At 71.6% G+C, this 26,510-nt stretch carries 27 protein-coding genes; 13 read left to right on the top strand and 14 right to left on the bottom strand.

Going from position 1 to position 26,510, the window contains the following annotated elements; translation table 11 throughout:
- Positions 1-18: 18 nt before the first annotated feature.
- Genes AB0K15_RS28280 through AB0K15_RS28270 form a run of 3 tightly spaced genes read left to right on the top strand, consistent with a single transcriptional unit; the run spans position 19 to position 2,401 of the window.
- A complete protein-coding gene (locus AB0K15_RS28280) occupies positions 19-675 on the top strand; it encodes a histidine phosphatase family protein (protein ID WP_364056758.1) in 657 nt (218 codons plus the stop codon).
- A 10-nt stretch (positions 676-685) separates the two neighbouring features.
- Positions 686-1,603 (top strand): SMP-30/gluconolactonase/LRE family protein, encoded by a 918-nt coding sequence (locus tag AB0K15_RS28275; RefSeq protein WP_364056755.1) that lies wholly within the window; start codon positions 686-688, stop codon positions 1,601-1,603.
- Positions 1,604-1,645: 42 nt separating this feature from the next.
- On the top strand, positions 1,646-2,401 hold the full coding sequence (locus AB0K15_RS28270; RefSeq protein WP_364056752.1) for a fumarylacetoacetate hydrolase family protein: 756 nt from the start codon (positions 1,646-1,648) through the stop codon (positions 2,399-2,401).
- A gap of 63 nt (positions 2,402-2,464) precedes the next feature.
- On the opposite strand, the gene AB0K15_RS28265 is transcribed toward AB0K15_RS28270, so the two are convergent.
- The gene (locus AB0K15_RS28265; RefSeq protein ID WP_364056749.1) at positions 2,465-3,292 is read right to left on the bottom strand and encodes an enoyl-CoA hydratase family protein; all 828 of its coding nucleotides are present in this window, start codon (positions 3,290-3,292) and stop codon (positions 2,465-2,467) included.
- Positions 3,289-3,981, bottom strand: coding sequence for an SDR family oxidoreductase (locus AB0K15_RS28260; RefSeq protein ID WP_364056746.1), 693 nt, complete (start codon positions 3,979-3,981; stop codon positions 3,289-3,291). The genes AB0K15_RS28265 and AB0K15_RS28260 overlap by 4 nt, the downstream gene beginning before the upstream one ends.
- Positions 3,982-4,049: 68 nt before the next feature.
- Here AB0K15_RS28260 and AB0K15_RS28255 point away from each other — a divergent pair, with 68 nt between their 5' ends.
- The 4 genes from AB0K15_RS28255 to AB0K15_RS28240 all read left to right on the top strand — a co-directional run bounded on the left by AB0K15_RS28255 (position 4,050) and on the right by AB0K15_RS28240 (position 8,084).
- On the top strand, positions 4,050-4,895 hold the full coding sequence (locus AB0K15_RS28255) for a PaaX family transcriptional regulator C-terminal domain-containing protein (protein WP_364056743.1): 846 nt from the start codon (positions 4,050-4,052) through the stop codon (positions 4,893-4,895).
- Positions 4,892-5,683 (top strand): tryptophan 2,3-dioxygenase family protein, encoded by a 792-nt coding sequence (locus tag AB0K15_RS28250; RefSeq protein WP_364056740.1) that lies wholly within the window; start codon positions 4,892-4,894, stop codon positions 5,681-5,683. Before AB0K15_RS28255 ends, AB0K15_RS28250 begins: the two co-directional genes overlap by 4 nt.
- On the top strand, positions 5,680-6,873 hold the full coding sequence (locus AB0K15_RS28245) for a kynureninase (protein WP_364056737.1): 1,194 nt from the start codon (positions 5,680-5,682) through the stop codon (positions 6,871-6,873). Before AB0K15_RS28250 ends, AB0K15_RS28245 begins: the two co-directional genes overlap by 4 nt.
- Positions 6,874-7,010: 137 nt before the next feature.
- Positions 7,011-8,084 (top strand): Glu/Leu/Phe/Val dehydrogenase dimerization domain-containing protein, encoded by a 1,074-nt coding sequence (locus AB0K15_RS28240; RefSeq protein WP_364056734.1) that lies wholly within the window; start codon positions 7,011-7,013, stop codon positions 8,082-8,084.
- 66 nt (positions 8,085-8,150) lie between these two features.
- Here the strand turns inward: AB0K15_RS28240 and AB0K15_RS28235 are convergent, their stop codons facing one another.
- Positions 8,151-8,672: a DUF6790 family protein gene (locus tag AB0K15_RS28235; protein ID WP_364056731.1), complete on the bottom strand. Its 522-nt coding sequence runs from the start codon at positions 8,670-8,672 to the stop codon at positions 8,151-8,153.
- A 58-nt stretch (positions 8,673-8,730) separates the two neighbouring features.
- Here AB0K15_RS28235 and AB0K15_RS28230 point away from each other — a divergent pair, with 58 nt between their 5' ends.
- Positions 8,731-9,156, top strand: a complete 426-nt coding sequence (locus AB0K15_RS28230; protein WP_364056728.1) for a MarR family transcriptional regulator — start codon at positions 8,731-8,733, stop codon at positions 9,154-9,156.
- Between the two features lie 69 nt (positions 9,157-9,225).
- Here AB0K15_RS28230 and AB0K15_RS28225 read toward each other — a convergent pair whose 3' ends face one another.
- From AB0K15_RS28225 to AB0K15_RS28215, 3 genes are all read right to left on the bottom strand, one after another.
- Positions 9,226-9,411, bottom strand: coding sequence for a DUF5302 domain-containing protein (locus AB0K15_RS28225; RefSeq protein ID WP_285973648.1), 186 nt, complete (start codon positions 9,409-9,411; stop codon positions 9,226-9,228).
- 202 nt (positions 9,412-9,613) lie between these two features.
- Complete coding sequence (locus AB0K15_RS28220; protein WP_364056725.1) at positions 9,614-10,039, bottom strand: hypothetical protein; 426 nt, start codon at positions 10,037-10,039, stop codon at positions 9,614-9,616.
- A gap of 84 nt (positions 10,040-10,123) precedes the next feature.
- A complete protein-coding gene (locus tag AB0K15_RS28215; protein ID WP_364056722.1) occupies positions 10,124-10,990 on the bottom strand; it encodes an alpha/beta hydrolase in 867 nt (288 codons plus the stop codon).
- A gap of 67 nt (positions 10,991-11,057) precedes the next feature.
- Between AB0K15_RS28215 and AB0K15_RS28210 the strand changes: the two genes are divergently transcribed.
- On the top strand, positions 11,058-11,786 hold the full coding sequence (locus AB0K15_RS28210; RefSeq protein ID WP_364056719.1) for a TetR family transcriptional regulator: 729 nt from the start codon (positions 11,058-11,060) through the stop codon (positions 11,784-11,786).
- 178 nt (positions 11,787-11,964) lie between these two features.
- Here the strand turns inward: AB0K15_RS28210 and AB0K15_RS28205 are convergent, their stop codons facing one another.
- The 7 genes from AB0K15_RS28205 to AB0K15_RS28175 all read right to left on the bottom strand — a co-directional run bounded on the left by AB0K15_RS28205 (position 11,965) and on the right by AB0K15_RS28175 (position 19,894).
- Complete coding sequence (locus AB0K15_RS28205; RefSeq protein ID WP_364056716.1) at positions 11,965-12,597, bottom strand: TetR/AcrR family transcriptional regulator; 633 nt, start codon at positions 12,595-12,597, stop codon at positions 11,965-11,967.
- Positions 12,598-12,710: 113 nt separating this feature from the next.
- Complete coding sequence (locus tag AB0K15_RS28200) at positions 12,711-14,405, bottom strand: NAD(P)/FAD-dependent oxidoreductase (protein ID WP_364056713.1); 1,695 nt, start codon at positions 14,403-14,405, stop codon at positions 12,711-12,713.
- The gene (locus AB0K15_RS28195; RefSeq protein WP_364056710.1) at positions 14,402-15,175 is read right to left on the bottom strand and encodes a carbon-nitrogen hydrolase family protein; all 774 of its coding nucleotides are present in this window, start codon (positions 15,173-15,175) and stop codon (positions 14,402-14,404) included. Before AB0K15_RS28195 ends, AB0K15_RS28200 begins: the two co-directional genes overlap by 4 nt.
- On the bottom strand, positions 15,172-16,593 hold the full coding sequence (locus AB0K15_RS28190) for an amino acid permease (RefSeq protein ID WP_364056707.1): 1,422 nt from the start codon (positions 16,591-16,593) through the stop codon (positions 15,172-15,174). The genes AB0K15_RS28195 and AB0K15_RS28190 overlap by 4 nt, the downstream gene beginning before the upstream one ends.
- Before the next feature lie 150 nt (positions 16,594-16,743).
- Entirely contained in the window at positions 16,744-18,090 is a 1,347-nt protein-coding gene (locus AB0K15_RS28185; protein ID WP_364056704.1) for a HAMP domain-containing sensor histidine kinase, read from the bottom strand.
- Between the two features lie 2 nt (positions 18,091-18,092).
- Positions 18,093-18,776: a response regulator transcription factor gene (locus tag AB0K15_RS28180; RefSeq protein ID WP_364056701.1), complete on the bottom strand. Its 684-nt coding sequence runs from the start codon at positions 18,774-18,776 to the stop codon at positions 18,093-18,095.
- Between the two features lie 80 nt (positions 18,777-18,856).
- A complete protein-coding gene (locus tag AB0K15_RS28175; RefSeq protein ID WP_364056698.1) occupies positions 18,857-19,894 on the bottom strand; it encodes a LacI family DNA-binding transcriptional regulator in 1,038 nt (345 codons plus the stop codon).
- Positions 19,895-19,931: 37 nt separating this feature from the next.
- On the opposite strand from AB0K15_RS28175, the gene pip reads away from it, so the two are divergent.
- From pip to AB0K15_RS28155, 4 genes are all read left to right on the top strand, one after another.
- Positions 19,932-21,338 carry a prolyl aminopeptidase gene (gene pip, locus AB0K15_RS28170; RefSeq protein ID WP_364056695.1) on the top strand — a complete coding sequence of 469 codons (1,407 nt, stop codon included), beginning with the start codon at positions 19,932-19,934 and terminating at the stop codon, positions 21,336-21,338.
- 63 nt (positions 21,339-21,401) lie between these two features.
- Entirely contained in the window at positions 21,402-22,187 is a 786-nt protein-coding gene (locus AB0K15_RS28165) for a lysophospholipid acyltransferase family protein (RefSeq protein WP_364056692.1), read from the top strand.
- Positions 22,188-22,239: 52 nt separating this feature from the next.
- Entirely contained in the window at positions 22,240-23,625 is a 1,386-nt protein-coding gene (gene lpdA / locus AB0K15_RS28160) for a dihydrolipoyl dehydrogenase (protein WP_364056689.1), read from the top strand.
- Positions 23,626-23,864: 239 nt separating this feature from the next.
- Entirely contained in the window at positions 23,865-25,775 is a 1,911-nt protein-coding gene (locus tag AB0K15_RS28155) for a S8 family serine peptidase (RefSeq protein ID WP_364056686.1), read from the top strand.
- A 39-nt stretch (positions 25,776-25,814) separates the two neighbouring features.
- Here AB0K15_RS28155 and AB0K15_RS28150 read toward each other — a convergent pair whose 3' ends face one another.
- Complete coding sequence (locus AB0K15_RS28150; RefSeq protein ID WP_364056683.1) at positions 25,815-26,447, bottom strand: class I SAM-dependent methyltransferase; 633 nt, start codon at positions 26,445-26,447, stop codon at positions 25,815-25,817.
- Positions 26,448-26,510: the final 63 nt, after the last annotated feature.

Here is a 26,510-nt window from a genome sequence, read left to right as displayed (position 1 = left end):
AACAAAGGAGCGAGTGCGTTGGGTGCGATCTACCTCGTCCGCCACGGTCAGGCCTCGTTCGGCGCGGCCGACTACGACGCGCTGTCCGAGCGCGGTTTCGAACAGTCCACTGTGGTCGGTCGAGAGCTCGCGCGCCGCGGCGTCGAGTTCGCGCAGGTGCGTTGCGGCTCGCTCGCCCGCCAGCGCGACACAGCGGCGACGGCGCTGAAGACGCTCGGTTCGGACGTGGCCGTGGTCGAGGACCCGAGGTGGAACGAATACGACCACGTGGACATTTCGCGTCACCACGCCGGCGGTGCCCCGCAGGAGGATTCGCGCGAGTACCAGGGCGTGCTCGACGCCGCTCTCGGTGCGTGGGTCGCGGCGGGTGCCGACGGGCCGTGCGCCGAGACGTGGCCGGCGTTCCTCGGCCGCTGCACCGCGGGCCTGACCGACCTCGTCGAGTCCCTCGGCAAGGGGGAGCACGCGCTCGTGTTCACCTCCGGCGGCGTGATCGGCACGATCGCGGGCGCGGTGCTGGGCGTGCCCGAGGTCGGCCTGCTGAAGTTCAACCGCGTCACCGTGAACACCGGCATCACCAAGCTCACCTCGGGCCGCGGCGGCGTGAACCTGTTGACGTTCAACGAACACCCGCACTTCGAAGCGGAGGCGGCGCAGCTGCTCACCTACCGGTAGGAGGTTCGTCATGGACTTCGGTGACGTCACGGTGGTCCCGGTCAACGGGCACGCACCCGAAGACGTGGTGGTCGACGCCGAGGGCCGGGTCTACACCGGCGTCGACGACGGCCGGGTCCTGCGCGTGGCCCCCGACGGCCGCCGCATCGACGTCCTCGGCGACACCGGCGGCCGCCCGCTGGGCCTGGAGCTCTACGGCGACGACCTGCTCATCTGCGACGCCCGCGCCGGCCTGCTCGCGATGCCGCTGGCCGGGGGAGCGGTGCGCACCCTCGCGACCTCCGCCGCCGGCCTCGACCTCGTGTTCTGCAACAACGCCGCCGTCGCCACCGACGGCACGATCTACTTCACCGACTCCTCGCGCCGCTTCGGCATCGACCGCTGGCGCGACGACCTCATCGAGCAGACCGCCGGCGGGCGCCTCCTGCGCCGCACCCCGGACGGCGCCATCGACCTGATCGCCGACGGCCTCCAGTTCGCCAACGGTGTCGCCCTGCCCCCGGACGAGTCCTTCGTGGCCGTCGCCGAAACCGGCGAGTTCCGCGTCACGCGCTTCTGGCTCCACGGCACCCGTCAGGGCCAGCGCGACACCCTCGTCACGGACCTGCCCGGTTTCCCCGACAACATCGCCACCGGCAGCGACGGCTTGATCTGGGTCACGCAGGCCTCCGTCCGCGTCCCCGCCCTGGACGTCGTCCGCAAGCTGCCCGAGCCCCTGCGCGCCGCGGTGCGTGCGCTGCCGGATGCCCTGCAGTTCGCCCCGAAACGCCAGGTGGGAGTGCTCGGCATCGCCGCCGACGGCGCGGTGGAGCACCAACTGTGGGGCGAGATCCCGGGCTTCCACATGCTCGTCGGCGTCCGCGAACACGCCGGCCGCCTCTGGTTCGGTTCGCTGGAGGGCCACGCCATCGCCCACACCGAGGTGTGATCAGATGTCCGGGCCCCATTCCGGACCCTCGAGGAGCACACGGTGGCGGACGACGACCTGGCCCGGCGCTTGACCAAGGCGACCCACGGCGGCCCCGCCGTCGCCCCCGAACCCGTGGCCGATCTCGCGGCCGCCTACCGCGTCTCCCGAGCGACCCGCGACCTGGCGCTGGCCGCCGGCGACCGCCTCGCGGGCTACAAAGTCGGCCTCACGTCCGAGCCGGCCCGCGCCACCTACGGCGCCGCCGAACCCGCCTTCGGCTACGTCCTGGCTTCCACGGTGCTGAACGCGGGCCAGGCCTTGCCGACGGCCGGCATGTTCGCCCCTCGCGCCGAGGTCGAAATCGCCTTCGTCCTCGGCCGGCCGCTCTCCGGCCCCGGCACCACCCCCGAGGACGTCCTCGCCGCGACCGCCGCGATCGCCCCCGCCTTCGAAATCGTCGACTCCCGCTGGTCCGGCGGGCCGACGACGTTGGCCATGCTCGCCGCCGACAACACCAACGCCGCCTACGCCTTCCTCGGCCCCCAGGTCCCGTTGCCGGGAGACCTCTCCGGCGTCAAGTGCACGCTGAAGATCGGGGACAAGGTCATCCCCGGCTCCGCCGCGGCAGTGCTGAACGGCAACCCGGCCGCCGCGGTGGCGTGGCTCGTGAACCACCTGGCGGAGTCGGGCGAGTCGCTTCCGGCGGGGGTCGTGGTCCTGACGGGCACGCTGTGCGCGCCGACGCCGTTCACGGGCGGGGACACGCTGTTCGCCGAGGTGTCGGGTCTGGGCAGCCTGACCCTGGCGACGGAGTAGCCGGCACCGAGACGAACCGATGCCCCGGCACACGGCGTGCCGGGGCATCGGTTCGTCGGGGTTCTACCGCCCGGTCCACTGTGGACTGCGCCCCGCCGACCACGCGGCGTAGAACTCCTTGTGGTCGTGCGCCGTCATCAGCAACGCCTGCGTCATCGCCTCGAGTTCGATCGACGACCCCAGATCCATGTCCAGCTCCCGGGTCAGCAGGACCTTCGTGGTCGAATACGCCAACGCCGGACCGTCGGCGAGCCGGCGCGCCAGCGCGGCAGCCGTCGACGTCAGGTCGGCGTCCTCCACGACCGAAGTCGCCAGCCCGATCGCCTCGGCCCGGGCCGACTCCAGCTTGTCGCCCAGCATCAGCAGTTCGGTGGCCCGGCCGAGGCCCACCAGCCTCGGCAGCAGGTAAGCCGAGCCCATGTCCGCGCCGGCCAGCCCGACCTTCGTGAAGAGGAACGCGAACTTCGCCGACTTCGCCAGCACACGGAAGTCCGAGGCCAGCGCGATGACCGACCCGGCCCCGGCCGCCACGCCGTTGACGGCGGCGATGACCGGAATGGGCGTCTCCCGCAACGCCTTCACGACCGCGCCGGTCATGCGGGTGAACTCGAGCAGCTCGGCGGTCTCCATCTTCTGGAGCTCGCCGATGATCTCCTCGACGTCGCCGCCCGAGCAGAAGCCGCGCCCCCGGCCGGTGATCACGAGCACCTTCACGTCCCCGCGATGCGGCAGTTCCGTGACCAGATCCCGCAAGTCCGCATACACGTCGAACGTCAGCGCGTTGAGCTTCTCCGGCCGGTTGAACGTCAGCGTGGCCACGCCGTCGTCCACGGTGAACTCGAAGTGGTCCCACGACTTCGTGATCGGGGCGGTCGCACGGAACGGGCTCATTTCTGAATTCCTCCACCATCGAGTACGAGGGTCTGTCCATTGATCGCGGCCGCTTCCTCGGCGGCGAGGAACGCCACCGCGAACGCGACCTCGGCGGGCTCGAGCAGCCGCCCCAACGGCGACGCGGCCGCCAACGCCGCCTCGGCGTCGGCTTCGTCGCGGCCGGTGCGTTCGCGGATGCGGGCCACCGAGTCGGCCGTCATGTCCGTGCGCACGAACGCCGGGCACACCGCGTTGGCCGTCACCCCGGTCCCGGTGATCTCCGCGGCGACCGCGCGCATCAGGCCGACGGCGGCGTGCTTCGAGGCCGTGTAGCCCGTGGTGTAGCGGTAACCGACGTGCCCGGCCGTCGAAGCCACCGTGACGATGCGGCCGCGGTCGCGCGAGCGCATGCCCGGCAGCACCTCGCGGGTGCACAGGAACGCGCCGGTCGCGTTCACCTCGAACTGGCTGCGCCAGTCCGCCAGCGACGTCTTCGCGGTGGGGGCGCTCGACGAGATGCCGGCGTTGTTCACGAGCACGTCGACCGGGCCCAGCTCGGCGAAGTACGAGCGCACGGCCTGCTCGTCGGTCACGTCGCACTCGCGTCTCCCCGGTGCGTGCACCGTGTCGCCCGCCGCGACGAACTGTTCGGCGATCGCCGCGCCGATGCCGCGAGTGCCGCCGGTGACGACCACCAGCCGTTTCATCCAGCCTCCTGACAATCTTCTCGTTCGAAAGCTACACCGCAGCGGACTGAGGTGTATAGAGTCAGGGCGTGCCCGAACCATCGCCCACCGGACCGCAGGAGCTGGTGATCACCCTCCTCGGCAGCTACGTGCGCCCGCGCGAGAGCCGGCGTGTGTGGTCGGGCGGCCTCGTGTCGCTGCTCACCGAGCTGGGGTTCTCCGACGGCGCCGCCCGGATCGCGCTCACCCGGCTGGTCAACCGCGACCTGCTGGCGCGCCACCGCGAAGGCCGGCTGGTGCACTACTCGCTCACGAGCCGCACCGTCGCGGTCCTGGCCGACGGCGACCGGCGCATCTTCAGCCTCGGCCGCCGCGACCGGCCCGCCGGTCCGTGGACGGTGCTGTGGCAGAACATCCCCGAGACCCGCCGCCAGGCGCGCGAGACGCTCGTGCGGCGCCTGCGGTTCCTCGGCTTCGGCCCGGTGCAGGACGGCACGTGGATCGCACCGCACGACCGCGAGGCCGAGGTGCTCGGCCTGCTCGCCGAGCTCGGCGTGACCGAGCACGCAGGCCTGATGCTGGGCACGCCGTCAGCGGCGCTGGACGTCCGCCGGTTCGCCGGGCGGGCCTGGGACCTCGACGAGCTGTCCGCCCGGTACGACGCCTTCGTGACCGAGTTCGGCAGCATCCCGCGCGGCCCGGACCAGCTGCCCGACGCCCAAGCGTTTACGGTGCGCACGAGACTGGTCCACGAGTTCCGCGTGTTCCCGTCGCTCGACCCCGAGCTGCCGGGCGAGCTGATCCCCGCGCCCGGCCGGCGCGCGGCGGCCGTCGAGCTCTTCCACGACCTGTACGCCGCGCTCGCGCCCGCGGCACAACGGCACTTCGACCGTGCCGTGCGGACCAGTGATTTCGACGAGGTGAGGAACCCATGACCCAGACCGACGACACGCAGGCCGCGCTGAGCTACACGTCGTACCTCGCGCTCGACGAGGTGCTCCAGGCCCAGCGCCCGCGTTCCGACGAGCACGACGAGCTGCTGTTCATCGTGATCCACCAGGTGTACGAGCTGTGGTTCAAGCAGATCCTGCACGAGGCGGAGTTCCTGCAGGCCAACCTCGAAGCCGGCAACACCGCGCACGCGATCCGCACGCTGCGGCGCATCCTCACCGTGCTGAAGGTGATCGTCGCGCAGCTCGACGTGCTGGAGACCATGACGCCCAGCCAGTTCACGAGCTTCCGCGCGCGCCTCGACGCCTCCAGCGGCTTCCAGTCGGCGCAGTTCCGCGAGTTGGAGGCGGTGCTCGGCCGCCGCGACGAGCGCGTGTTCGCGCACTACCCGGAAGGCGGCGAGCAGCGCGCCCGGATCGCCGCCGCGATGGCGCGGCCGTCGGTCTTCGACTCGTTCCTCAAGTACCTCGCGAACAGCGGTTATCCGGTGGACCGTGATCGGGACGTCACCCGGCCGGTGGCACCGTCGGCGGAACTGCAGGCAGTACTGCTGAAGGTCTATCAGGACGACGGCGGCCCCTCGGTGGTCGCGGAGTGTCTCGTCGACCTCGACGAAGGGATGCAGGAGTGGCGCTACCGGCACGTGAAGATGGTCGAGCGGACCATCGGCGACAAAACCGGGACGGGCGGGTCGTCGGGTGCGACGTACCTGCGGACCACCCTGTTCCAGCCGATGTTCCCGGACCTGTGGGCCGTGCGGAGCAAGCTGTGACGACGCTGGATTCCCTGCGCGCGGACGACAACGCGCTCGCGCCGCACTACTCGCGCTTCCGCGTGGCCGACCGGCTGCTGCTGTCGGCGCACTCGCACCAGGCCTGGCCCGACGTCGCCGAGGAAGGTCTGCTGGAGGCGTTCGCCGACGCGGCTCGCGACGTCGACGAGAAGTGGACCGCCGCGTTCGCCAAGGCCGACGAGCTGCGCGCCGGCTTCCGCTCGCTGCTGTCCGACCCGCACGGCGAGTACGCGCTGGGTGCCAATACCCACGAGCTCGTGATCCGGTTCCTCTCGGCGATCGAGCTGCGTTCGCGGCCGCGCCTGGTCACCACCGGCGGCGAGTTCCACACCCTGCGCAGGCAGCTCGCGCGGCTGGAGGAAGAGGGCGTCGAGGTCGTGCGGGTGCCCGTGGACCCCGTGCCGACGCTGGCCGAACGCGTGGCCGCGGAGGTCGACGGCACCACCGCGGCTGTGCTCGTGTCCGCCGTGCTGTTCGAGACCTCGCGGCTCGTGCCCGGGCTCGCGCACCTGGCCGACGTCTGCCGTGCCGGCAACGTCGAGCTGGTCGTGGATGCCTACCACGCGCTGGGCGTGGTGCCGTTCTCCCTGCACGACCTGGGGCTCACGAACGCGTGGGTGGTCGGCGGCGGCTACAAGTACCTCCAGCTCGGCGAGGGCAACTGTTTCCTGCGCCTGCCCGCCCACGCGCAGGAGCTGCGGCCGGTCGTCACCGGCTGGTACGCGGAGTTCGGCGCGCTCGCCGATCGGCAGCGCCCGGACCGCGTCGCCTACGCCACCGGCGGAGACCGCTTCGCCGGCGCGACCTACGACCCGTCGAGCCACTATCGCGGTGTGCGCGTGCAGCGGTTCTTCGCCGAGCACGGCCTGACGCCGGAGTTCCTGCGCGCGGTGTCGCAGCACCAGGTCGGCCTGCTGGCGCAGTGCTTCGACGATCTCGGCCTGTCCGCCGACGTGGTGTCGAGGGACCGCGAGACGCCGCTCGACCGGGTCGGCGGGTTTTTGTCGCTGCGCAGCCCGTCGGCCGGCGAGCTGCGCAGCGCGTTGGCCGAGCGCGGCGTCCACACCGACAGCCGGGGCACCTACCTGCGGTTCGGTCCCGCTCCCTACCTGTCGGACGCGCAGCTGGAAGCGGCGATGGCGACGCTCGGGAAGGTCGTCGCCGGCTGATCGACGACCTGCGGTGGTCGGTTCGCGCCGATGGCTCTAGGTTGGCGGTGTGCGGGGTGGACGACCTCCACCAGGCACACCACCTTCCGGAGCACGCGGCCACGAGCCGCGAGCGGTCAGACAAGGGAGTCACCACCGTGACCGAAGGAGTGTTCGGCCGGCACAGCGGCCATGAACAAGTCGTGTACTGCCACGACGAGGCCAGCGGCCTCAAAGCCATCATCGGCATCTACTCCACCGCTCTGGGCCCCGCGCTCGGCGGCACCCGCTTCTACCCCTACGCCACCGAAGACGACGCGCTCGACGACGTGCTCGCGCTCTCCAAGGGGATGGCGTACAAGAACGCGCTGGCCGGGCTCGACCTCGGCGGCGGCAAGGCCGTGATCCTCGGCGACCCGGCCACGATCAAGTCCGAAGCGCTGCTGCGGGCCTACGGCCGCTTCGTGCAGTCCCTCGGCGGCCGCTACATCACGGCCTGCGACGTGGGCACGTACGTGCAGGACATGGACGTGGTGGCCCGCGAGACGAAGTTCGTCACCGGCCGCTCGCCCGAAGACGGCGGTGCGGGTGACTCCTCGGTGCTCACCGCGTACGGCGTCTACCAGGGCATGCGCGCTTCGGCCGACCACGTGTGGGGCGTGCCCGAGCTGGCCGGCCGCCGCGTCGGCGTCGCCGGCGTCGGCAAGGTCGGCCACATCCTCGTGGGCCACCTCGTGGAAGCAGGAGCGCAGGTCGTGATCACCGACGTGTCGGCCCTCGCCGTCGAGCGCACGCGCGCCGCGTACCCGGGTGTCGAGGTGGTGTCCGATGTGGACACCCTGATCGGCACGGACCTCGACGTGTTCGCCCCGTGCGCGCTGGGCGGCGTGCTCACCGACGAGACCGTGGCCGCGCTGCAGGCCCGCATCGTCTGCGGTGCCGCGAACAACCAGCTCGCCCACCCCGGCGTCGACAAGCTCCTCGACGACCGCGGCATCCTCTTCGCCCCGGACTACCTGGTCAACGCCGGGGGCGTCATCCAGGTCGACGACGAACGCCACGGCTTCGACTTCGCCCGCGCCCAGCGCAAGACCACGGCCATCTTCGAAACCACGAAGGCCGTGTACGCCCTGGCCAAGGCCGACGGTGTCCCGCCCGCCGCGGCGGCCGACCGCCTCGCCGAACGCCGCATGGCCGACGTCGGCCGGCTGCGGTCGATCCTCACGGTCTGACTTCTTGCACGACGGCGGGCGCACGGGGGTTACCGTGCGCCCGCTTTTCTTCGTTCAGGAAGGGTTTCAGACGAAGGCCGGCGTGGCCGGCTCCGATGTGGACACTCGCTGCGCGCGATCCGCCAGGATGATCATCACGGCCGGGATGAGCAGGTCGGTGATCACCACGCCACCCGTGTTGCCCGGTGCGTGGTCGCCGTTGGCGAACCACTGGTAGAGGTGACCGACGGCCGCGCCCCAGAGGAACATCCCGGCGCCGATGCCGATCGTGATGCGTTCCCGGGCCGAGGCCGACGCGGCGCGGAAGCCCATGACCGCCAGCCCGAGGTTGGCGAAGGCGATTTCGAACTCGAACGGGGTCCGGGTGAAGCCGATCGCCGTGGACATCACGTCCGGTGCGCCGAGGAACGCCAGCGTCATCCAGAGGCTGCTGCAGCCGAGGGCGCCGATGGCCCACCACCGTTGCCAGGTCTCCAGTGCGGCTCGGCGTGAGGAGCTGTGCCGCGTGCGGACGAAGGCGCCGATGGTCGGCACCACGACGAAGAGCAGGGGAACGGCGGACTGGGCGAAGTACGCGATGTCGGTCATGCCGTGAGTGTTGCATGGTTAATATTAACTTCGCAAGACTCGAGGTAGACTGGTGGGCGTGGACGACGATCTCGCTGACTTGCTGCATCGCGTGGTGTTCCTGATGGGGGAGGCCGCGCGCCGGCGTGCCGACGGTGCCGGTGGCCTGAGCTACAGCCAGATGCGGCTGCTGGGCACCCTGGAGGACATCCAGCCGGTGACCCAGCACCAGCTGGCGCAGGCGCTGTCGGTGTCCGATCCGGCGATCAGCCGCGCGTTGCGCCCGCTGGAGACCGCCGGGCTCGTGCAGGTCCGCCAGGATCCCGAACACGCCCGGCGCCGGCTCGTGACGATCACCGCGGCCGGCGCGAAAGCCTTCCACGACAACGGAAAGCCGCTCTACGACGAGCTGCGCGCCGCCCTGCTCGAAGCCGGCTTCCCCTACGAGCAGTACCTGCGCGACACGGCGAGGCTCGCCCGGCTCCTGGAACCCCGAGACCCGTGACGCGAGCTGTGAAAGGCAGGAAAAAGGCCCCCTCACCGCGGTGAGAGGGCCTTCGTCGGCGAGCGGCGCTCAGCCGCTCTTGCGGCGGAATGTGCGCTTGTTCGCGGCGGGCCCGTGGGCGTGCTGGTTCTTGCCGCCGCCGGTTTCGTGGGCGGAGCCGGAGCGGGCGTGGGCCTGCTTGCGCTCCAGCGCCTCGCGGAACTTGCGCTTGACGTCGTCCTCCTCGCCGCTGGGCGACGGTTGCGGATCACTCATGCTTACCTCCGAAGGTGACGACGTGTGACCGTCCCAGCCTGGCACCGCCGGGAGCCCGACGCGAGTCGATTTCGACACACCGGGACACGCCCACACCCGCACAGCCAACCACGCTCGACCAGCCGTGGACGCGCCGGTACCCCGTCCGGAACGGCCAACGACGACGGGTTGGCCGCTCCGGACGGGGTACCGGCCGGACCGATCAAGCGGAGGCTGCGTGATCGGCCCGCCGCTGTCCGGCGGTTCGCGGCGAGGGGACGGACGCCACGAACCGGTGCGGCCGCGGGTGACGGCGGCGGGCGCGGACCGCCGCCGTCACCACGAGCCGAGACAGCAAGCCTGCGACGAGCACCACGCCGAGCACCAGGGCGGCGCGGCCGCTCGCGGCGTCGAAGACGAGATGGCCTTCGCGGCCGAGGATGAAGCCGGAGTCGACGGCCCAGGCCACGACGGCGATCCCCGCCGCCGCGACCGGGGCCGTGGTCGCAGCGGCGGCGACCACGACGAGCGCCAGCGGCACCAGCGCGTAGAGCGGGTGCGCGGTCGCCCCCGCGACGTCCGCTCCGATCGCGGCGGTCACCACGGCCGCGCAGCCGAGCGGGAAACCGAAACCACCGGTGATGCCCATGGGTCCAGCTCAGCGCGCCCGCCCGCACCGCACGAGAGGCGCGGACGTTTTCCCTACAGCCCGCGCGGTGTTCTTGACGTCTCCTTAACCGCGGCTCGTGGCCCGCACGATCGCGCCCACGATCTCCGGCCACAGCGGTTCGGGCAGGTCGTGGCCCATGCCGGGGATGACCACGAGCTCCGCGTCGGGGATCGCGGCCGCGGTGGCCTTGCCGCCGCTCACGTCGATCATCGGGTCGGAGTCACCGTGCACGACCACCGTCGGCAGCCGCAGCGAGCGCAGGGCCTCCGTGCGGTCGCCCGAAGCGACGACCGCCGCGGCTTGGCGCAGGGTGCCCATCGGGTGCTGCGCGCGGTCGTAGCCCCGGGCCGCCTTGAACCGCAGGTACTCGTCGGTCGCGGGGTAACCCGGCGAGCCGGTGGTGCGGTAGGCGGCGATGCTCTGCTCGATGGCCTCCTCGCGCGTCGCCGCGGGCGGGCGCGTCAGCGTGGCCAGCGCGGCGGGGGAGGTCTGGCCGACGGTCGGGTCGCCGGTCGTGGACATGATCGACGTGAGGCTCAGCAGCCGGTCCGGGTGGTCGATGGCGAGCTGCTGCACGACCATCCCGCCCATCGACGCGCCCACCACGTGGGCCTTCGCGAAGCCGAGCGCGTCGAACAGGCCGACGGTGTCGTCGGCGAGGTCCGAGAGCAGGTACGGCGCCGAGGCCTGCCCTGAGGCGATCCCCGCGAGGTCGGGCGCGCCGAGGTCGTCGAGGTAGGCCGACAGGCCGATGTCGCGGTTGTCGAAGCGGACGACGAAGAATCCGTTGCTCGCGATCAGCTCGCAGAACCCGGTCTCCCAGGTCACCATCTGGGCGCCGAGGCCCATCACGAGCACCAGTGGCGGGTTCGCGGCGTCGCCGAAGGTGTCGTATTCGAGTTCGAGGCCGTTGGCCAGGGCACGGGGCATGCCCCGATCCTGCCCTAGATCCCCGAATCCTGGCACGGGCCGTCGTTATCCGGATACGGTACATCGCATGCCGTCTTCGTCCTCGCGGGCCGGGAACCGCCCTCGCTCGCGCGCGGCGGCGGGACTGCCGGCCGTCACCGCCGAGAAGGTGGTCGACGCGGCGGTCGCGCTGACCGCCGAACGCGGCCTCGACAACTGGACGTTGCGCCAGCTCGCGGCTGCCGTGGACGCCTACCCCGCGGTGATCTACCACCACGTCGGCGACCGGGACGCGGTCGTGGCCGCGGTGCTCGACCGCGTCGTCGGCCTGCTGAGCCTGCCCGACGACGACCTGCCGTGGCAGGACTGGTTCGCCGAGCTGCTGGCCGAGCTCCGCGCGGTGCTGCGGGCCCACCCGGGTACCGCGCGGCGGCTGGTGCTGTTCGGGCCGTCGGTGTCGGCGGCCATCCGCACCATCGACCGCGGGATCAGCGTGCTGCTCGACGCCGGCTTCCGCGAGGAGAGCGTGCTGGCCTACAACGTGCTCGTCGCCACCGCCTGCCAGTTCGTCGCGATGGAGGACGACCGCGACAGCACGCTCGCGTTGCGCCTGGACAACACCGAGGAGTACGCGGCCTATCGCGATCGCACCGACCTGCCCGGCATGGCCGCGCAGGGGCGCGCGATGCAGGAGCTGATGGCCGATCCCGAGCTGGCAGCCGGCTGGTACGGGCGCCTCTACGACTACGCGGTGCGCCGCTGCGTGGACGGGCTGGCGCACCGCCTGGCCGAACTCGAGGCCGAGCCGCGGGCCTGATCGGGTGGCAGGAGCCTTCCGGCGTGGGCCGAACGTGTGACCACCCCGGCGCAATCCGGGGGAAACTGACACCGAACCCACGTCGACCAGGGGTAACGTGGAAAGGAGCCGGGGGTCGTGAGGCCTCCGGCCGGGGCCCCCGGCACTTTCCTCCCCCCTCGTGGTGCCGGGGGTTCCGTCATTCCCCGGGAACTTCGCCCTGGATCAGCGGGAACACCTCACCGATGAGCGTGACGAGCGATTTGCTCAGCAGCGTGTGCACCTGATCCCGGCTCAGCGATCCCCGCACGAGCCACTCGCGTCCCGCCGCCTTCACCATGCCGGCGAACGCGCGCACGGCCGCGTTCAGCTCTTCGCCGTGCTCACTGTCGCGCGAAAGCCCGACGGCCTCCAGCACGCGGTCGGCCGACTCGCGGTCGGCCTCTTCGAGGATGCGGTCGACCTCCGCGTCGCGCCCAATGCCTTCCGGCGCGATCGCGGCGAGCCACGTCTTCTCCTGCGCGCGCACCATGTCGAGGAACCAGTCGATGGCCACGTCGGCACGCAGCTCCAGCGGGCCCTCGGGCAGGATCTCGATCGCGAGCCGCGGCACGGTCAGCGCGCGCCGCACGATTTCCAGGTACAGCTCGCGTTTCGTGCCGAAGTAGTGGTTGATCAACCCCCGCGCGACCCCGGCGGCCGCGGCGATGTCCGAAGTGGACACCGCGGAGTAGGGCCGGTCGCCGAACAGGCGCGCCGCGCAGGCGTAGATCTGCTCCCGGCGCTCGTCCGGTTCCAGTCTCCGCCACTTCGGCGCCGGCTCTGTATTCATGCGTAATATTTTCGCATGATCGGTTCAGTGCAGCCGACCGATCTCCGGCGGTGTCGCGCCCGGGGGACACCATCGGTTGGCTACCGCCGGGTACGGGTTGACGGGCCGCGGGGTCAGTCGGGCAGCTCGATCGGCGCCAGGTCGTCGAACAGGTCACCGGGTCCGGGGTTCGCCGGCGCCGACTCGCCGCCGAAGTGCCGCTGCACGCCCCACACCGCGTTGAGCGCCGTCTGCACGGCGCCTTCGGCCCAGCCCGCGGTCCAGGAAACGTCGTCGCCGGCGAGGAACAGCCCGCGGTAGCGCTCGGGCAGGTTGTCCTGCTTGAAATGCGTGAACAGGCGGTGCTGGTAGCGGTAGTGGCCCGGCAGGTTCGCCTTGAACGCGCCCATGAAGTGCGGTTCCGCCTCCCAGGACACGGTCACCGGATCGCCCACGAGGTGCTTGCGCACGTCGACTCCGGGGTAGATCTCGCGCAGGGACTGCAGCATCACCTCCACGCGCTCGGAGACGCTCAGCGGCAGCCACTTCAGTGAATCGTCGGCCCACGTGTAGGAAAGGCAGATCACGGCGGGTTTGCCCGGATCGTCGCCGAGCAGGTAGGTGCCGCGCGGCATCCGGTCGGTCAGCGTCATGCTCATCGTGTCGCGCCCGGTCACGGGGTCGCGGTCGAGCCAGAACGGCCGGTCCACCGGCACGAAGACCTTCGACGACTCCATGTAGTGCGTGCGCTCGATCGCCGTCCAGTGGTCGATCGGGAACAGCGCCTCGTCGCATTCGATCTTGGACAGCAGCATCCAGCTCTGCGCGGTGAACACCGCGGCGCGGAAGGTGCGGATGTGCCCGGACGCGTCGGTGACGGTCACGTTGTTCGGCGCCGTGCGGTGCAGCCGCGTGACGCCGGGGCGCGGCCGGCCGCCTTCGTGCAGCGCCGCGAGGCTGGTGCCGGCGGGCCAGTGCGCGAGCGTTTCCGGTGCGTGGTCCCACAGCCGCACCGGCAGCTGCCTGCTGCCGCCGGTGATGCTGCGGTGCTCGTCGTCGGCGCCGGTGTAGACGACGCGCAGGATCTCCAGGATCGAGTTGGGGAAATCGGTGTCCCAGCCACCCGTGCCGAAGCCGACCTGGCCGAAGATCTCGCGGTGGCGGAACGACGCGAACGCGGGCGAATCGCACAGGAACCCGTAGAAGGTCTGGTTGTCCAGGCGCGGTACGAGCTCGTTCCAGATCCGCTTCACGGTTTTCGCGTCGCGGTCGCGGATCGCGGTCTGCATCTCGGCGAACGACGCGTGCCCGTCGAGCGTGCGCTGCCACGCCTCGGCGACTTCGGTGAACACCGGCGGCAGATCGTCCTGCGTGCGCGCGTAGTGGCTCTGCCCCTTGAGGTCCACGACGGTGCTCGGCGTCGCGGGCGCGAGCGGGTTGGGGAACGGCGAGGTTTCCAGCCCCACCTTGTCGATGTAGCGGAACAACGCGGTGGACGCCGGCGGGAAGCGCATGGCGCCCATTTCGGCGACCACGTCGTCGGGCAGGCCGGGGAAGCGGTGCGTGCGCAGGCGTCCGCCCAGCTCGGCGATCTCGTACACGACCGGCCGCAGCCCGAGCTTCATGAGCTCGTAGGCCGTGACGACGCCCGACAGCCCGCCGCCGATCACGGCGACCTCGGCGCCGTGGTGCTCCGCCGGCACGGTGCCGAGGCCGGCGAGGTGGGCGAGGTAGTCGTCGTAGGCGAACGGGAAGTCGGGGCCGAACATGGTGATCGGACGCCCGGCCGGCTCGTCCGTGGGGATCGCGGTCGGGACGGCGGAGGTCATGCCCGGGGTCCTTCTTCGGTCAGGGATCGGTACAGCGCGGGTCGTCGGTCGGCCAGGTAGGTGTTCTCCGGACGCGTGAGCACGGCCGGGTCGACGTCGGCGAAGATCAGCTCGGGTCCTTCGCCGGCTTTCGCCACGGTTTCGTCGGGGGAGGCGACGGTGGAGTGGCCGCAGTAGGTCAGCTCGCCCTCGGTGTCACAGCGGTTCGCGTACACGACATACAGCTGGCTTTCGTGCGCCCGGATGGGGACGAGCGCGTCCGCGACTCGCTCGTACGGCCGCATCAAGGCGGTCGGCACGAGCAGCAACTGGGTGCCCGCGAGGGCGTGCGCACGCACCGGCTCGGGAAACTCCACGTCGTAGCAGATGAGCAGTCCGACGCGCAGCCCGCCGAGGTCCGCCTGCACCACCAGATCCGCGCCGGGGGAGAACTGACGGTGGTCGATCTCGCCGTAGAGGTGCGTCTTGCGGTAGTTCGCGAGCCGTTCCCCTTGTGCGGACAGCAGCTGCGCCGAGTTGTACACGGCGTCGCCGTCGCGTTCGGGGTAGCCGTAGGCCAGTGCCACGCCGTGCTGCCGTGCGAGCGCGCCCAGCTCCCGCGCGAGGGGTCCGTCGGCCGGCTCGGCGCGTTCGGCGACCGCGGCGGCGCCGATGGCGTACCCCGTGGTGATCATCTCCGCGGTGACGACGAGCGCGGCCCCGCCTTCGGCCGCGGCAGCGAGCGCGGCGGGCAGGTCCTCGTAGGGCCCCTGGTGGACAGCGACGATCATTTCGCCTCCGCCAGCCGCGACCGCCGGATGCCGTAACCGAAGTACAGCAGCAGCCCGAGCAGCATCCAGCCGCCGAACACGACCCACGTGGCCCCGTCGAGGCTGAACATCATGTACGCGCAGCAGAGCACGCCGAGGATCGGTGTGACGGGGGAGAACGGCACGCGGAACGTGCGCGCGTCGTCCGGGCGACGCCGGCGCAGCACGAGCACGGCGATGTTGACCAGGCCGAACGCGAACAGCGTGCCGATGCTGGTCGCGTCGGCGAGCTTGCCCAGCGGCACGAACGCGGCGAGCACGGCGACGAACGCCGACACCACCAGGGTGTTCGTGCGCGGTATCCCGGTCCTCGGGTGCACTGTGGACAGTGCATTGGGGACGAGCCCGTCGCGCGACATGGCGAACAGGATCCGCGTCTGTCCGTAGAGGACGGTCAGCACCACGCTGGAGATCGCCACGATGGCACCGACGGCGAGCACCCCGGCCCAGAACGGGCTGTCCAGCACCGAGGTCAGCACGTGCGACAGGGCCGCCTGCTGGTCGTCGAACTGCTGCCACGGCAGGGCGCCGACGGCCGCGACGGCCACCAGGCAGTAGAGCACCGTGACGATGCCGAGCGAGAGCAGGATCGCGCGCGGGAGGTCGCGTTGCGGGTTGCGGGCCTCCTCGCCGGCGGTCGACGCGGCGTCGAACCCGATGTAGGAGAAGAACAACTTCGCACCGCCGGCGCTCATCCCCGCGAGGCCCAGTGGCAGGAACGGCGTGAAGTTCCCGGCCTGTACGGCGGTGAACGCGATGGCGCAGAACAGGACCAGCGTCGCGATCTTCACCCCGACCATGATCGCGTTCGCCCGCGCGCTCTCCTTGGCTCCCGAAAGCAGCAGCACCATCGCCAGCAGCACCACGACGATCGCGGGCACGTTCACCAGCCCGCCGTCGCCGGGTGGGCCGCTGATCGACTCGGGCAGCGCGAACCCGAACGCCAGCCGCAGCAGCTCGTTCACGTACTGGCCCCAGCCGACGGCCACCGACGCCACGGACACGCCGTACTCGAGGATGAGGCACCAGCCGCAGGCCCACGCCACGAGCTCGCCGAGCGTGGCATAGGCGTAGGAGTACGACGAGCCCGACAGCGGGATCATGCCCGCGAGCTCGGCGTAGGACAGCGCGGAGAACAACGCCGTGACCCCGGCGAGCCCGAACGAGACCACCACGGCGGGCCCGGCCACCGGCACGGCCTCGCCGAGTACCACGAAGATGCCGCTGCCCAGCGTCGCGCCGATGGACAGCATCGTGAGCTGGCCCAGGCCGAGCGAGCGTTTCAACGGGCCGTGGCCGGCCTCGGCCACCAGGTCCGCGACCGGTTTGCGGCGCCACAGCGCGGTGCCGAGCCGCACGCGGGTCGGGGTGGACGTCACCTGGCTACTCCTCGTCGTCGAGGCTGCGATGAAGATCGGGCGCGAGCCACGGTATCGAGCGAAGTGTGCCCCGAAAACTGGAAAACGTTGCGCGTTCGGATGAGATCTGGGTGTTTCATTGCACTTTCACGGTCGGAAACGGTGATCTGTTCACTCCGCGACGGCGGGCGACGGATCGGCCGGCCGGAGCGCTTCGGCCGGCCGCACGGGCGCGGCGGGCTCAGCCGGGTCGTCGCTCGCGGGCAGCAGCAGGGTGAACGTCGGCGGGTGCGGGCTCGACAGGCGCAGCCGCCCGCCTTCCGCCTCGGCCAGGCTGCGGGCCAGCCGCAACCCGATGCCGTGCCCCGGCGGCGCGGTGCGGGCCAGGGCGAACGGGTCGGTGTCGCCGAGGTCCGGGCCGTCGTCGGCGACGTCGATCGCGAGCGCGCCACCCGCGTCGCGCGCGACGACGGTGACCGGGCCGCGGCCGTGCGTCGTCGCGTTCTCGAGCAGCACCGCGAGCACCTGGCGTACGGCCGCCGCCGAAGCCCGGACGGTGGGCGGGTCCTGGACTTCGACGCGAAGCCCGCAGCCGTCGAGCAGCGGAGCGCCGGCCTCGCGCAGCTCGGCCAGCACCGCGTCGAGGTCGAGCTCCGCGCGCGGCGTCCGGCGTTCGCGGGACAACGCGAGCAGGTCGTCGATGGTGCGCTCGAGCCGGTCGGCGGAGTCGATGCCGGCGCGGATCGCCGCGTACGGGTCGAGCCCGGGCGTCTCCAGCGCGGCCTCCAGCTGAAGCCGCAAGCCGGCGAGCGGGGTGCGCAGCTGGTGCGACGCCTCGGCCGAGAACGCGCGCTCGCGATCGAGCGTCTCGCCGATCCGCTCTGCCGTCACGTCCAGCGCCGCCCCGACCCGGTCGATCTCGGCGATGCCCGCGCGAGGGCTGCGAGCCGTGAAGTCACCGTCGCCGAGCCTGGTCGCGGCGGACGACAGCTCCTCCAGCGGGCTCGACAGCCGGGCCGCGATCCGCCGCGCGATGAGCCAGCTCGCGGCGACGGCGGCGACGCCGAACCCGGTCATCCCGAGCCAGGTCAGCCCGACGCGGCGCAGGAGCACGGTGTGCGGCATCGCCGCGCGGACCACGCCCGCGAGCCGCGCGCCGTCCATCACCGGCACCGCCAGCACGTCCTCGCCGTCGACCGGTCCGGACGCCACGTCGACGTCCGCACCGGACACCTGGCTCACCACCGCGTCGGCGGTGTCCGGGCCCGTGCCGGAGACCAGGCTTCCCTGCGGGTCGTAGATCCCGACGGTCGCGCTGCCCTGAACCGGCTGGCGGGGCACGCGCCCGGCGGCGAGCGCGTCGGACACCTCCAGTGCCGTGCCGTCGGCGGCGCGTTCGAGCTCGGAGCCGGTGTTCTCCCGGAAGTACCACAGCGCCGCGACGGCCAGCGGCAGCCCGAACAGCACGGTCGCCACCACGGCGGCGAGCACCGTGAGCGTGACGATCCTGCGGCGCACGCTCAGGCCTCTTCCAGGCGGTAGCCGTGCCCGCGCAGGGTGGCGATCCGGGGCACGTCGGCCGGCTCGGGCGCGGCGTCGGCGAGCTTGCGCCGCAAGGCCGCGATGTGGACGTCGAGCGTCTTGGTGGAGCCGAGCGCGTTCGCGTCCCAGACGTCGGCCATGAGCCGCTCCCGGCTCACCGCCACGCCCGGCTGCTCGGCGAGGCGGGCGAGCAGGTCGAACTCCCGCGCCCGCAGGTCCACCTCGCGCCCGCCGACGACCGCGCGCCGGCTCGCCGCGTCGACCACGAGCGAGCCGACGGTGACCACCGGCACCGTGGAGCTCGCGGGCGCGCCGCGACGCAGGTGGGCGCGCACGCGGGCGAGCAGCTCGCCGAGCCGGATCGGTTTGGTGAGGTAGTCGTCGGCGCCCGCGTCGAGGCCCACGACCACGTCCATCTCGTCGGCCCGCGCGGTGAGGATCACGACGACGGCACCCGGCATGCTCGTGCGCAGGCGGCGGCACACGTCCACGCCGTCGAGGTCGGGCAGGCCCAGGTCGAGCAGCACGAGCTCGGCCCCGGCCTCGTTCAGGGCGCTGCGGCCGTCGCGGCACCAGCGCACCTCGTGACCGTGGCGCGCGAGCGACGACTCCAGGACGCCGCCGATCGTCACGTCGTCCTCCACCACCAGCACCTTGGCCACGGGGGGCAGCCTAACCAACACCCCGGCCGGACTGTGCCGGGAAATCCGCGGAGGCCCGTGGCGTCTACAGAGGACGGTGCTCAGCGCCTCGGGCGCGCGGTGCTTTCGCGCAGCACGACCTCGGCGTTGAGCCGGACCGTGCGCGCCCGCGCGCCGGAACCCTTGAGCGCGAGGTCCATCGCGCGTTCGCCCAGCTGTTCCAGGGGAAGCGCGACCGTGGTGAGCGCCGGTGTGAGGTCGCGCACCACCGGGATGTCGTCGAAGCCCGCCACGGAGATCTCGCCCGGGACGGCGACGCCGGCCTCGCGCAACGCGGCCAGCGCGCCGATCGCCATCAGGTCTGTGACGGCGAACACGCACGTCGGGCGTTTCCGTTTCGGTCGCTCCAGAAGCCGTTTCGCCGCCTCGTAGCCACCGTCGCGGGTGAAGGCGGTCTCGAGGACGTCTTCGTCGGACAGCGGCATTCCGTGGGCGGCGAGTTCCTCGGCGAAGCCGCCGAGCCGGTCGCACACCGTGGTGAGCCGCTTCGGTCCGGCCAGCACGGCGAACCGCTTGTGGCCCAGCCCGACGAGCGCCTTCGCCAGAGCGGCCGCGCCGCCGCGGTTGTCCGGCTGCACGGTGTCCACCTTGAGCCCGCGGTGCCGGCTGACGGCGGCGACCTGCCCGCCGCCGCGGCGGTACGGATCGAGCTCCGCGGCCATCGCGCGTTCCCACGAGCGGTCGTCGAACGCCGACCCGATCAGCAAGATCGCCGACGCCCGCTGGGCTCGCAGCGCCGAGACGTACGCCACTTCGCGGTCGGGGTCGCGGAAGGTGTCGGCGAGCATCACGAGCAGGCCGGTGCCGTTGGCCACCTTCATGACGCCGCCGGCGACCGCGGAGAAGTACGGATCGGACACATCGTGACAGATCACCCCGACTGTCCGATGTGTCCCTCCGGCGAGTGCCTGCGCGTGTGCGTTCGGTGCGTACGCGAGCTCAGCCGCGGCCGACATCACGCGGTCGCGCAGATCCGTGCGGACGGACGCGGTGCCGTTGAGCACCCGCGAAGCCGTGGCGAGTGACACGTCGGCGCTTTGTGCCACGTCCGCCAGGGTCACGTGCGGCCCGGACTTCATCGCTCCTCCATGGTGGTTCCTCGGGCATAGTGGCCCCATGCTCGGTCTGTACCCGGAAATCGAACCCTACGACCACGGGATGCTGCCGGTGGGCGATGGCAACGTAATCTACTGGGAGGAGTGCGGGAACCCCGCGGGCAAGCCGGTGGCGTTCCTGCACGGTGGTCCCGGCGGCGGCGCGTCGGCGCGGCACCGGCGGCTGTTCGACCCCGAGCGATACCGCATCCTGCTGTTCGACCAGCGCGGTTGCGGTCGCAGCACCCCCCACGGCAGCACGGCCGAGGCGGACCTGTCGGTGAACACCACCTGGCACCTCGTGGCCGACATGGAGCTCCTGCGCGAAGACCGCGGCATCGACCGGTGGCAGCTGTTCGGGGGCTCTTGGGGCAGCGTGCTTGCCCTCGCGTACGCCGAGCAGTACCCGCACCGCGTCAGCGAGCTGGTGTTGCGCGGAGTCGCGACACTGCGGGTGAAAGAGATCCAGTGGCTCTTCGGCGGCGGCGCCGCGTGCTTGTTCCCCGAGGCGTGGTCGCGGTTCCTCGCGCCCGTGCCGTACGCGCGCCGCAGCGACAACCTGCTCGAGGTCTACCACGAGCTGCTGCACCACCCGGACCCCGAAGTCCACGGACCGGCGGCGATCGCGTGGAGCCGGTGGGAGGGCGAGACGGTGAAGTTCACGCCGCAGGAGGAAGTGGTGTCGGCGTTCACCGAGCCGGAGTTCGCGCTCGCCATCGCGCGCATCGAGAACCACTACTTCCGCCATGGCGGCTGGCTGGCCGAGGACCAGCTGATCCGCGAGGCCGGGAAGCTCGCGGGCATCCCGTGCGTTCTCGTGCAGGGAAGGTACGACGTGGTCACTCCCGCGACCACCGCGTGGGAGCTGGCGCAGGTGCTGCCCGGCGCGGAGCTGAAGATGATCTCCGACGCCGGTCACGCCTTCGACGAGCCGCGGACCCTGCACGAGCTGATCAGCACGACCGACCGGTTCGCGGCAGGCTGGGAAGAACACGAAATCGACGAGCCGAGAGGAAACACACGGATGCTTTATGGTGACGAGCACGTCCGCCGCTACGAGGAGACCGACGGCGAGGTCGGCCACGAGTGGCAGCCCGGCGTGCCGACACTGGTCCTGACGACCAAGGGCCGCAAGTCCGGTGAGGACCGCAAGTTCGCGCTCATCTACCAGGAGGTGGACGGCAACCCCGTCATCGTCGCCTCCAAGCGCGGCGCGCCGAACCACCCCGGCTGGTACCTCAACCTGGAGGCCAACCCGGAGGCTCGCGTCCAGGTGCTGGCCGACAAGTTCACCGCCCGGGCCCGCACGGTCTCCGGCGAGGAGCGCGCCCGGCTGTGGGAGAAGCTCGCCGCCGTGTGGCCGGACTACAACGAGTACGCGAAGAAGACCGACCGCGAGATCCCCGTGGTGGTCCTCGAGCGGGTGTGATCCGCGCCGCGTCCGGGACCCGGGGTCACCGAGCCGGGTGGTCTTCGGCTACGAATGACGCTCATGGCCCTGCGAAACCGGTCGCGCGACCGCTGGATCCCGCTCGAGCACGAGGGGGAGCTGCTCAACTTCCGTCAGATGGAGGCCTACGGCCGGCGCTTCGCCCGCGCCGGCCGTGGGGCCTGGTACAGCTTCGCGATCGAGGTGGTCTGGCAGTTCCTCGTGCTGTTCAGCCGCTTCCGCGTGCGGGGCGCGCGCCACATTCCGGCCTCGGGCGGGGTGCTGGTGGCGTCGAACCACCTGTCGTTCGCCGACCCGACCACGCTCACCGCGTTCTGCCTCGCCGCCGGCCGCGTGCCGCGGTACCTGGCCAAGTCGAGCCTGTGGGACATGCCGGTGGTCGGCTCGGTGATGCGGTCCGGGCAGCACATCCCGGTGTACCGCGGGGCGCCGACGGCCGCGGGCGCGTACCGCGACGCGGTGAAGGCGGTGGAAGCCGGCGAGTGCGTGACGATCTTCCCGGAGGCCACGTTCTCGGCCGACCCGGACGGCTGGCCGATGAAGGGCAAGACGGGCGTCGCGCGGATCGCGCTGGAGACCGGCGTGCCGGTGGTGCCCGTCGCGAACTGGGGCACGCACCACCTGCTGCCCGCCGGGGCCTGGTTCCCGCACGGGATCCCGCGCAAGACCGTCGAACTCGTGGCGGGCGCGCCGGTGGACCTTTCGGACCTGCGCAACGGCGAACCGACCCGTGAAGTGCTCGAAGAGGCGACCGCCCGGATCATGCGCGCGGTGACGGATCTGCTGGCCGGGATCCGCGGCGAAGAGCCGCCCGGCGACCGTGCGTGAGGCGAGCACCGTCACCCCGCCCCGCCAGCCGGTTCGGGGTAATTTGGACGGTATGAGTGCACACTATGACGTCGTGGTCCTGGGGGCCGGGGTCGGCGGCTACGTGGCCGCCATTCGCGCCACGCAGCTCGGGCTGAGCGCGGCGGTCGTCGAGGAGAAGTACTGGGGCGGGGTGTGCCTCAACGTCGGCTGCATCCCGTCGAAGGCGCTGCTGCGCAACGCCGAGCTGGCGCACACGGTGAAGGAAGAAGCCGCCACCTACGGCATCTCCTCCGACGGTGAGATCCGCTTCGACTACTCGGCCGCCTACGAGCGCAGCCGCAAGGTCGCGGACGGCCGCGTCAAGGGCGTGCACTTCCTGATGAAGAAGAACAAGATCACGGAGTACGACGGCCGCGGCACGTTCATCGACGACCACACCCTCGAGGTCAACGGCGAGCGGATCACCTTCGACCACTGCATCATCGCGACCGGCGCCACGGCGCGGCTGCTGCCCGGTACTTCCCGCAGTGACCGCGTGGTCACCTACGAACAGCAGATCCTCGAGAGCGAGGTGCCCGGGAGCATCGTCATCGCGGGTGCCGGCGCGATCGGCGTGGAGTTCGCGTACGTGCTGCGCAACTACGGCGTGGACGTGACCATCGTCGAGTTCCTCGATCGGATGGTGCCGCTGGAGGACGCCGAGGTGTCGGCGGAGCTGGCCAAGCGCTACCGCAAGCTCGGCATCAAGGTGCTGACCGGCACCAAGGTCGAGGCCATCGACGACTCGGGCGCGAAAGTCCGGGTCACGGTGTCGAAGGACGGCAAGCAGGACGTGCTGGAGGCCGACAAGGTCCTGCAGGCCATCGGCTTCGCGCCCAACGTGAAGGGCTACGGCCTGGAGAACACGGGCGTCGAGCTCACCGAGCGTGGCGCCATCGCGGTGGACGGCCGGGGCCGCACCAACGTGCCGCACCTGTTCGCCATCGGCGACGTGACGGCGAAGCTGATGCTGGCGCACGCGTCGGAGTCCATGGGCGTCGTCGCGGCCGAGACGATCGCCGGCGCGGAGACCATGGAGCTCGACTTCGTGATGATCCCGCGCGCGACCTACTGCCAGCCGCAGATCGCCAGCTTCGGCTGGACCGAGGCCCAGGCCCGCGACAAGGGGTACGACGTGCAGGTCGCCAAGTTCCCCTTCACGGCCAACGGCAAGGCCCACGGCCTCGGCGACCCCGGCGGCTTCGTCAAGATCCTCAGCGACGCCAAGTACGGCGAGCTGCTCGGCGCGCACCTCATCGGCCCGGACGTGACCGAGCTGCTGCCCGAGCTCACACTGGCCCAGCAGTGGGACCTGACCGTGCACGAGGTCGCCCGCAACGTCCACGCCCACCCGACCCTGGGCGAGGCGGTGAAGGAAGCGATCCACGGCCTGGCCGGGCACATGATCAACTTCTGAGTTTCCCCACCACGGCGCCGGATCGTCCACTGCGGACGGTCCGGCGCCGTTGTTCGCGGTCCATCACCCGTCTGCCCGGAGCGGGGCCACGGGCGGGGGACGGGTGGTTACGCTGACCGCCGGGTCCACGGAGTGGACACACGGGACGATTCAAACTTTTGTCGGTGTACCGCGCGGTGGTGACTCTCTAGATTCTTCTGACTACCGCCGGTGGAGCGGGCGAGGCAGGGAGAGAGTCGATGCGGGGATTCAGCCGGGCCGCCACTCGGTCGGTGCCGTTGGCGGTGGGGGTCGTGTTGCTGGGCGCCGGCGTGGCGAGCGCGCAGCCGTCCGCGGCCGACGTCGTCGCGCAGCGGACCGAGGCCGGCATCAGCGCGTTGCAGGGCATCAAGAAGTCGCTGACGCCCGTGGAGCGCAAGCAGGACAGCCGGCTGGTGATCGAGAAGCGCCTGCGTGCCGATCACGCGCTCGCGGCGCTGCTGCCCGACTACCGCACCGGGCTGCCGGTCGCGAAGACCGGCGCGGTCTCGGTCGACATCACGAGCATCACGGGCGTCGCCGGCGCAGCCGGGACCGCCGTGACCCAGGCCGTGCGGGCCGCCGGTGGCACCGTCCGCTACGCCTCGCCGGACGGCGCGGTGCGCGCGGACCTGCCGCTCGCCGCCGTGGACGAGATCGCGGCGCGCGGTGACGTCTCCGCCGTCGCGCCGGCCGCGCAGGCGATGACGTGGCGTGAGCAGGACCCGCGCCGTGAGCTGGTGGCCCAGGCCGTGACGCAGGTGTCCGAAGGCGACAAGGCGCACGGCGCCGACACCGCCCGCGCGCAGTACGGCGTGACCGGCTCCGGCATCAAGGTCTGTGTGCTGTCCGACGGCGTGAACTCCCTGTCGAAGTCGCAGGCCGCGGGTGAGCTGCCGGCCGTCGATGTGCTGGCCGGCCAGGCCGGCAGCGGCGACGAGGGCACGGCGATGCTCGAGATCGTCCACGACCTCGCGCCCGGCGCCACGCTCGGTTTCGCCACGGCGTTCACCAGCGAAGCGAGTTTCGCCGCGAACATCCGGGCCCTGCGCACCACCGGCCACTGCACGGTGATCGTGGACGACGTCGCGTACTTCGACGAGTCGCCGTTCCAGGACACGCAGGTCGCGCAGGCCGTCAACGACGTGACCGCCGCGGGCGCGCTGTACTTCTCCTCCGCCGGCAACTCCGGGAACCTCACCGACGGCACCAGCGGCTACTACGAGGGCGACTTCCGCGCCTCGGCCACCACGCTGCCGGGCATCAGCGGCACGCCGCACGACTTCGACCCCGGCTCCGCGGTGCAGACCTCCGACCCGCTGTCGGCGGGTTCGCTCGGCAAGCCCGTCACGCTGTTCTGGTCGGACCCGTGGGGCAAGTCGGGCAACGACTACGACCTGTTCATCCTCAACGCGTCCGGCAGCGTCGTGTCCTCCAGCGACAACCCGCAGACCGGCTCGCAGAACCCGTACGAGATCGCCTCGGTGCCGACCACGGGCTCGGGCTACCGCGTGGCCGTGGTCAAGTACAGCGGCGCCGACCGGTTCCTCGCCCTCAACGTGATCCGCGGCCGGTTCGTGGACTCCGGCTCGCTCAAGGCGTTCAGCACGGCGGGCGTCACCTCGGGCCACTCGGCCGCGGCCGCCGCGTTCAGCGTGGCGGCGGCTCCGGCGGCGACGGCGTTCGGCCGTCCGCTCGAGACGGGCGACCCGGCGAACCCGGCCGGCCCGTACCCGGGCCAGTTCACCGCGGCGAGCAAGTGGGAACGCTTCACCTCCGACGGTGAGCGGCACCTGTTCTTCAACCCCGACGGCACCGAGCTCACCCCGGGCAACGTCTCGTCGACGGGGGGTGCCACGCGCGCCAAGCCGGACATCACCGCGGCCGACGGCGTCGCCACGTCCGTGGCCGGCTTCCAGCCGTTCTACGGCACCTCCGCGGCCGCTCCGCACGCGGCGGCGATCGCGGCGCTGCTGCTGTCGGGTAAGCCCACCGCGACGCCCGCGGAGATCCGCTCGGCCCTGGTGTCGAGCGCGATCGACCTGGGTGCGCCCGGGTACGACCCCGTGACGGGCGCCGGCGTGATCATGGCGGGCCCGGCGCTGGCGGCGCTGGGCGTGCCGCAGAGCTAGGCGGGGTTCCGGCGGCCCCGGCTGACCGGGGCCGCCGGCTCACCTGCTCGTGACCAGCAGGTGGAAGGCGCGGGTGCCCTCGCCGACGCGTTCGTGGCGGTCCAGGCTCAGGCCGGCCTCGCCCAGCGCCGTCTCGACGTCGGCGACCGGGCGCAGCCGGAAGCCGTGCTCGGTGAACGGCATGGCTTTCATGGCTTCCGGGTCGCCGATGCCGAGCACGAACCGGCCACCCGGCGTGAGCACGCGAGCGACCTCCGCGAACGCCAGGTCGAGATCGTCGATGAAGTACACCGTGTTCAACGTGATCGCGCCGGCCATCGACGCGTCTTCCAGCGGCAGCGCGGTCATCGTGCCGCGGTGCAGGCGCAGCCGGCCGGCGGCGATGTTGGCGGGGAACGCGGCACGGGCCTTGGCGATCATCGTGTCGGAGATGTCGACGCCGTGCACCGTGCCGCCCGCCGCGGCGCGCAGCAGCAGGTCGAGGCCCAGGCCACCGCCGAAGCCGATGTCGAGCGCCGTCTCTCCGGGTTTCAGGTCGAGTGCTTCGACGGCTGCCTTCACGTTGCCGCGGTTGGCGCGGTTCAGCAGCCGCCCGACGGCGCGGCCGGGCAGCCCGCTGGGGTGGCCGAGCTGCCTCGCCAGCCCGGCGAGCAGAGTGTCTCGTGGTCCCATTTCCGCAAGTCTGCCCTCGTGGCGGCCGCGCGTCCACGGCGTGGATTGTGGTGGCCCGGATGG

It is taken from the genome of Amycolatopsis sp. NPDC049253 (genome assembly GCF_040678995.1).
Classification (GTDB): Bacteria; Actinomycetota; Actinomycetes; order Mycobacteriales; family Pseudonocardiaceae; genus Amycolatopsis.
Note: the sequence above shows the minus strand (reverse complement) of the source record. Positions and strands in the feature narration are given on the sequence as shown.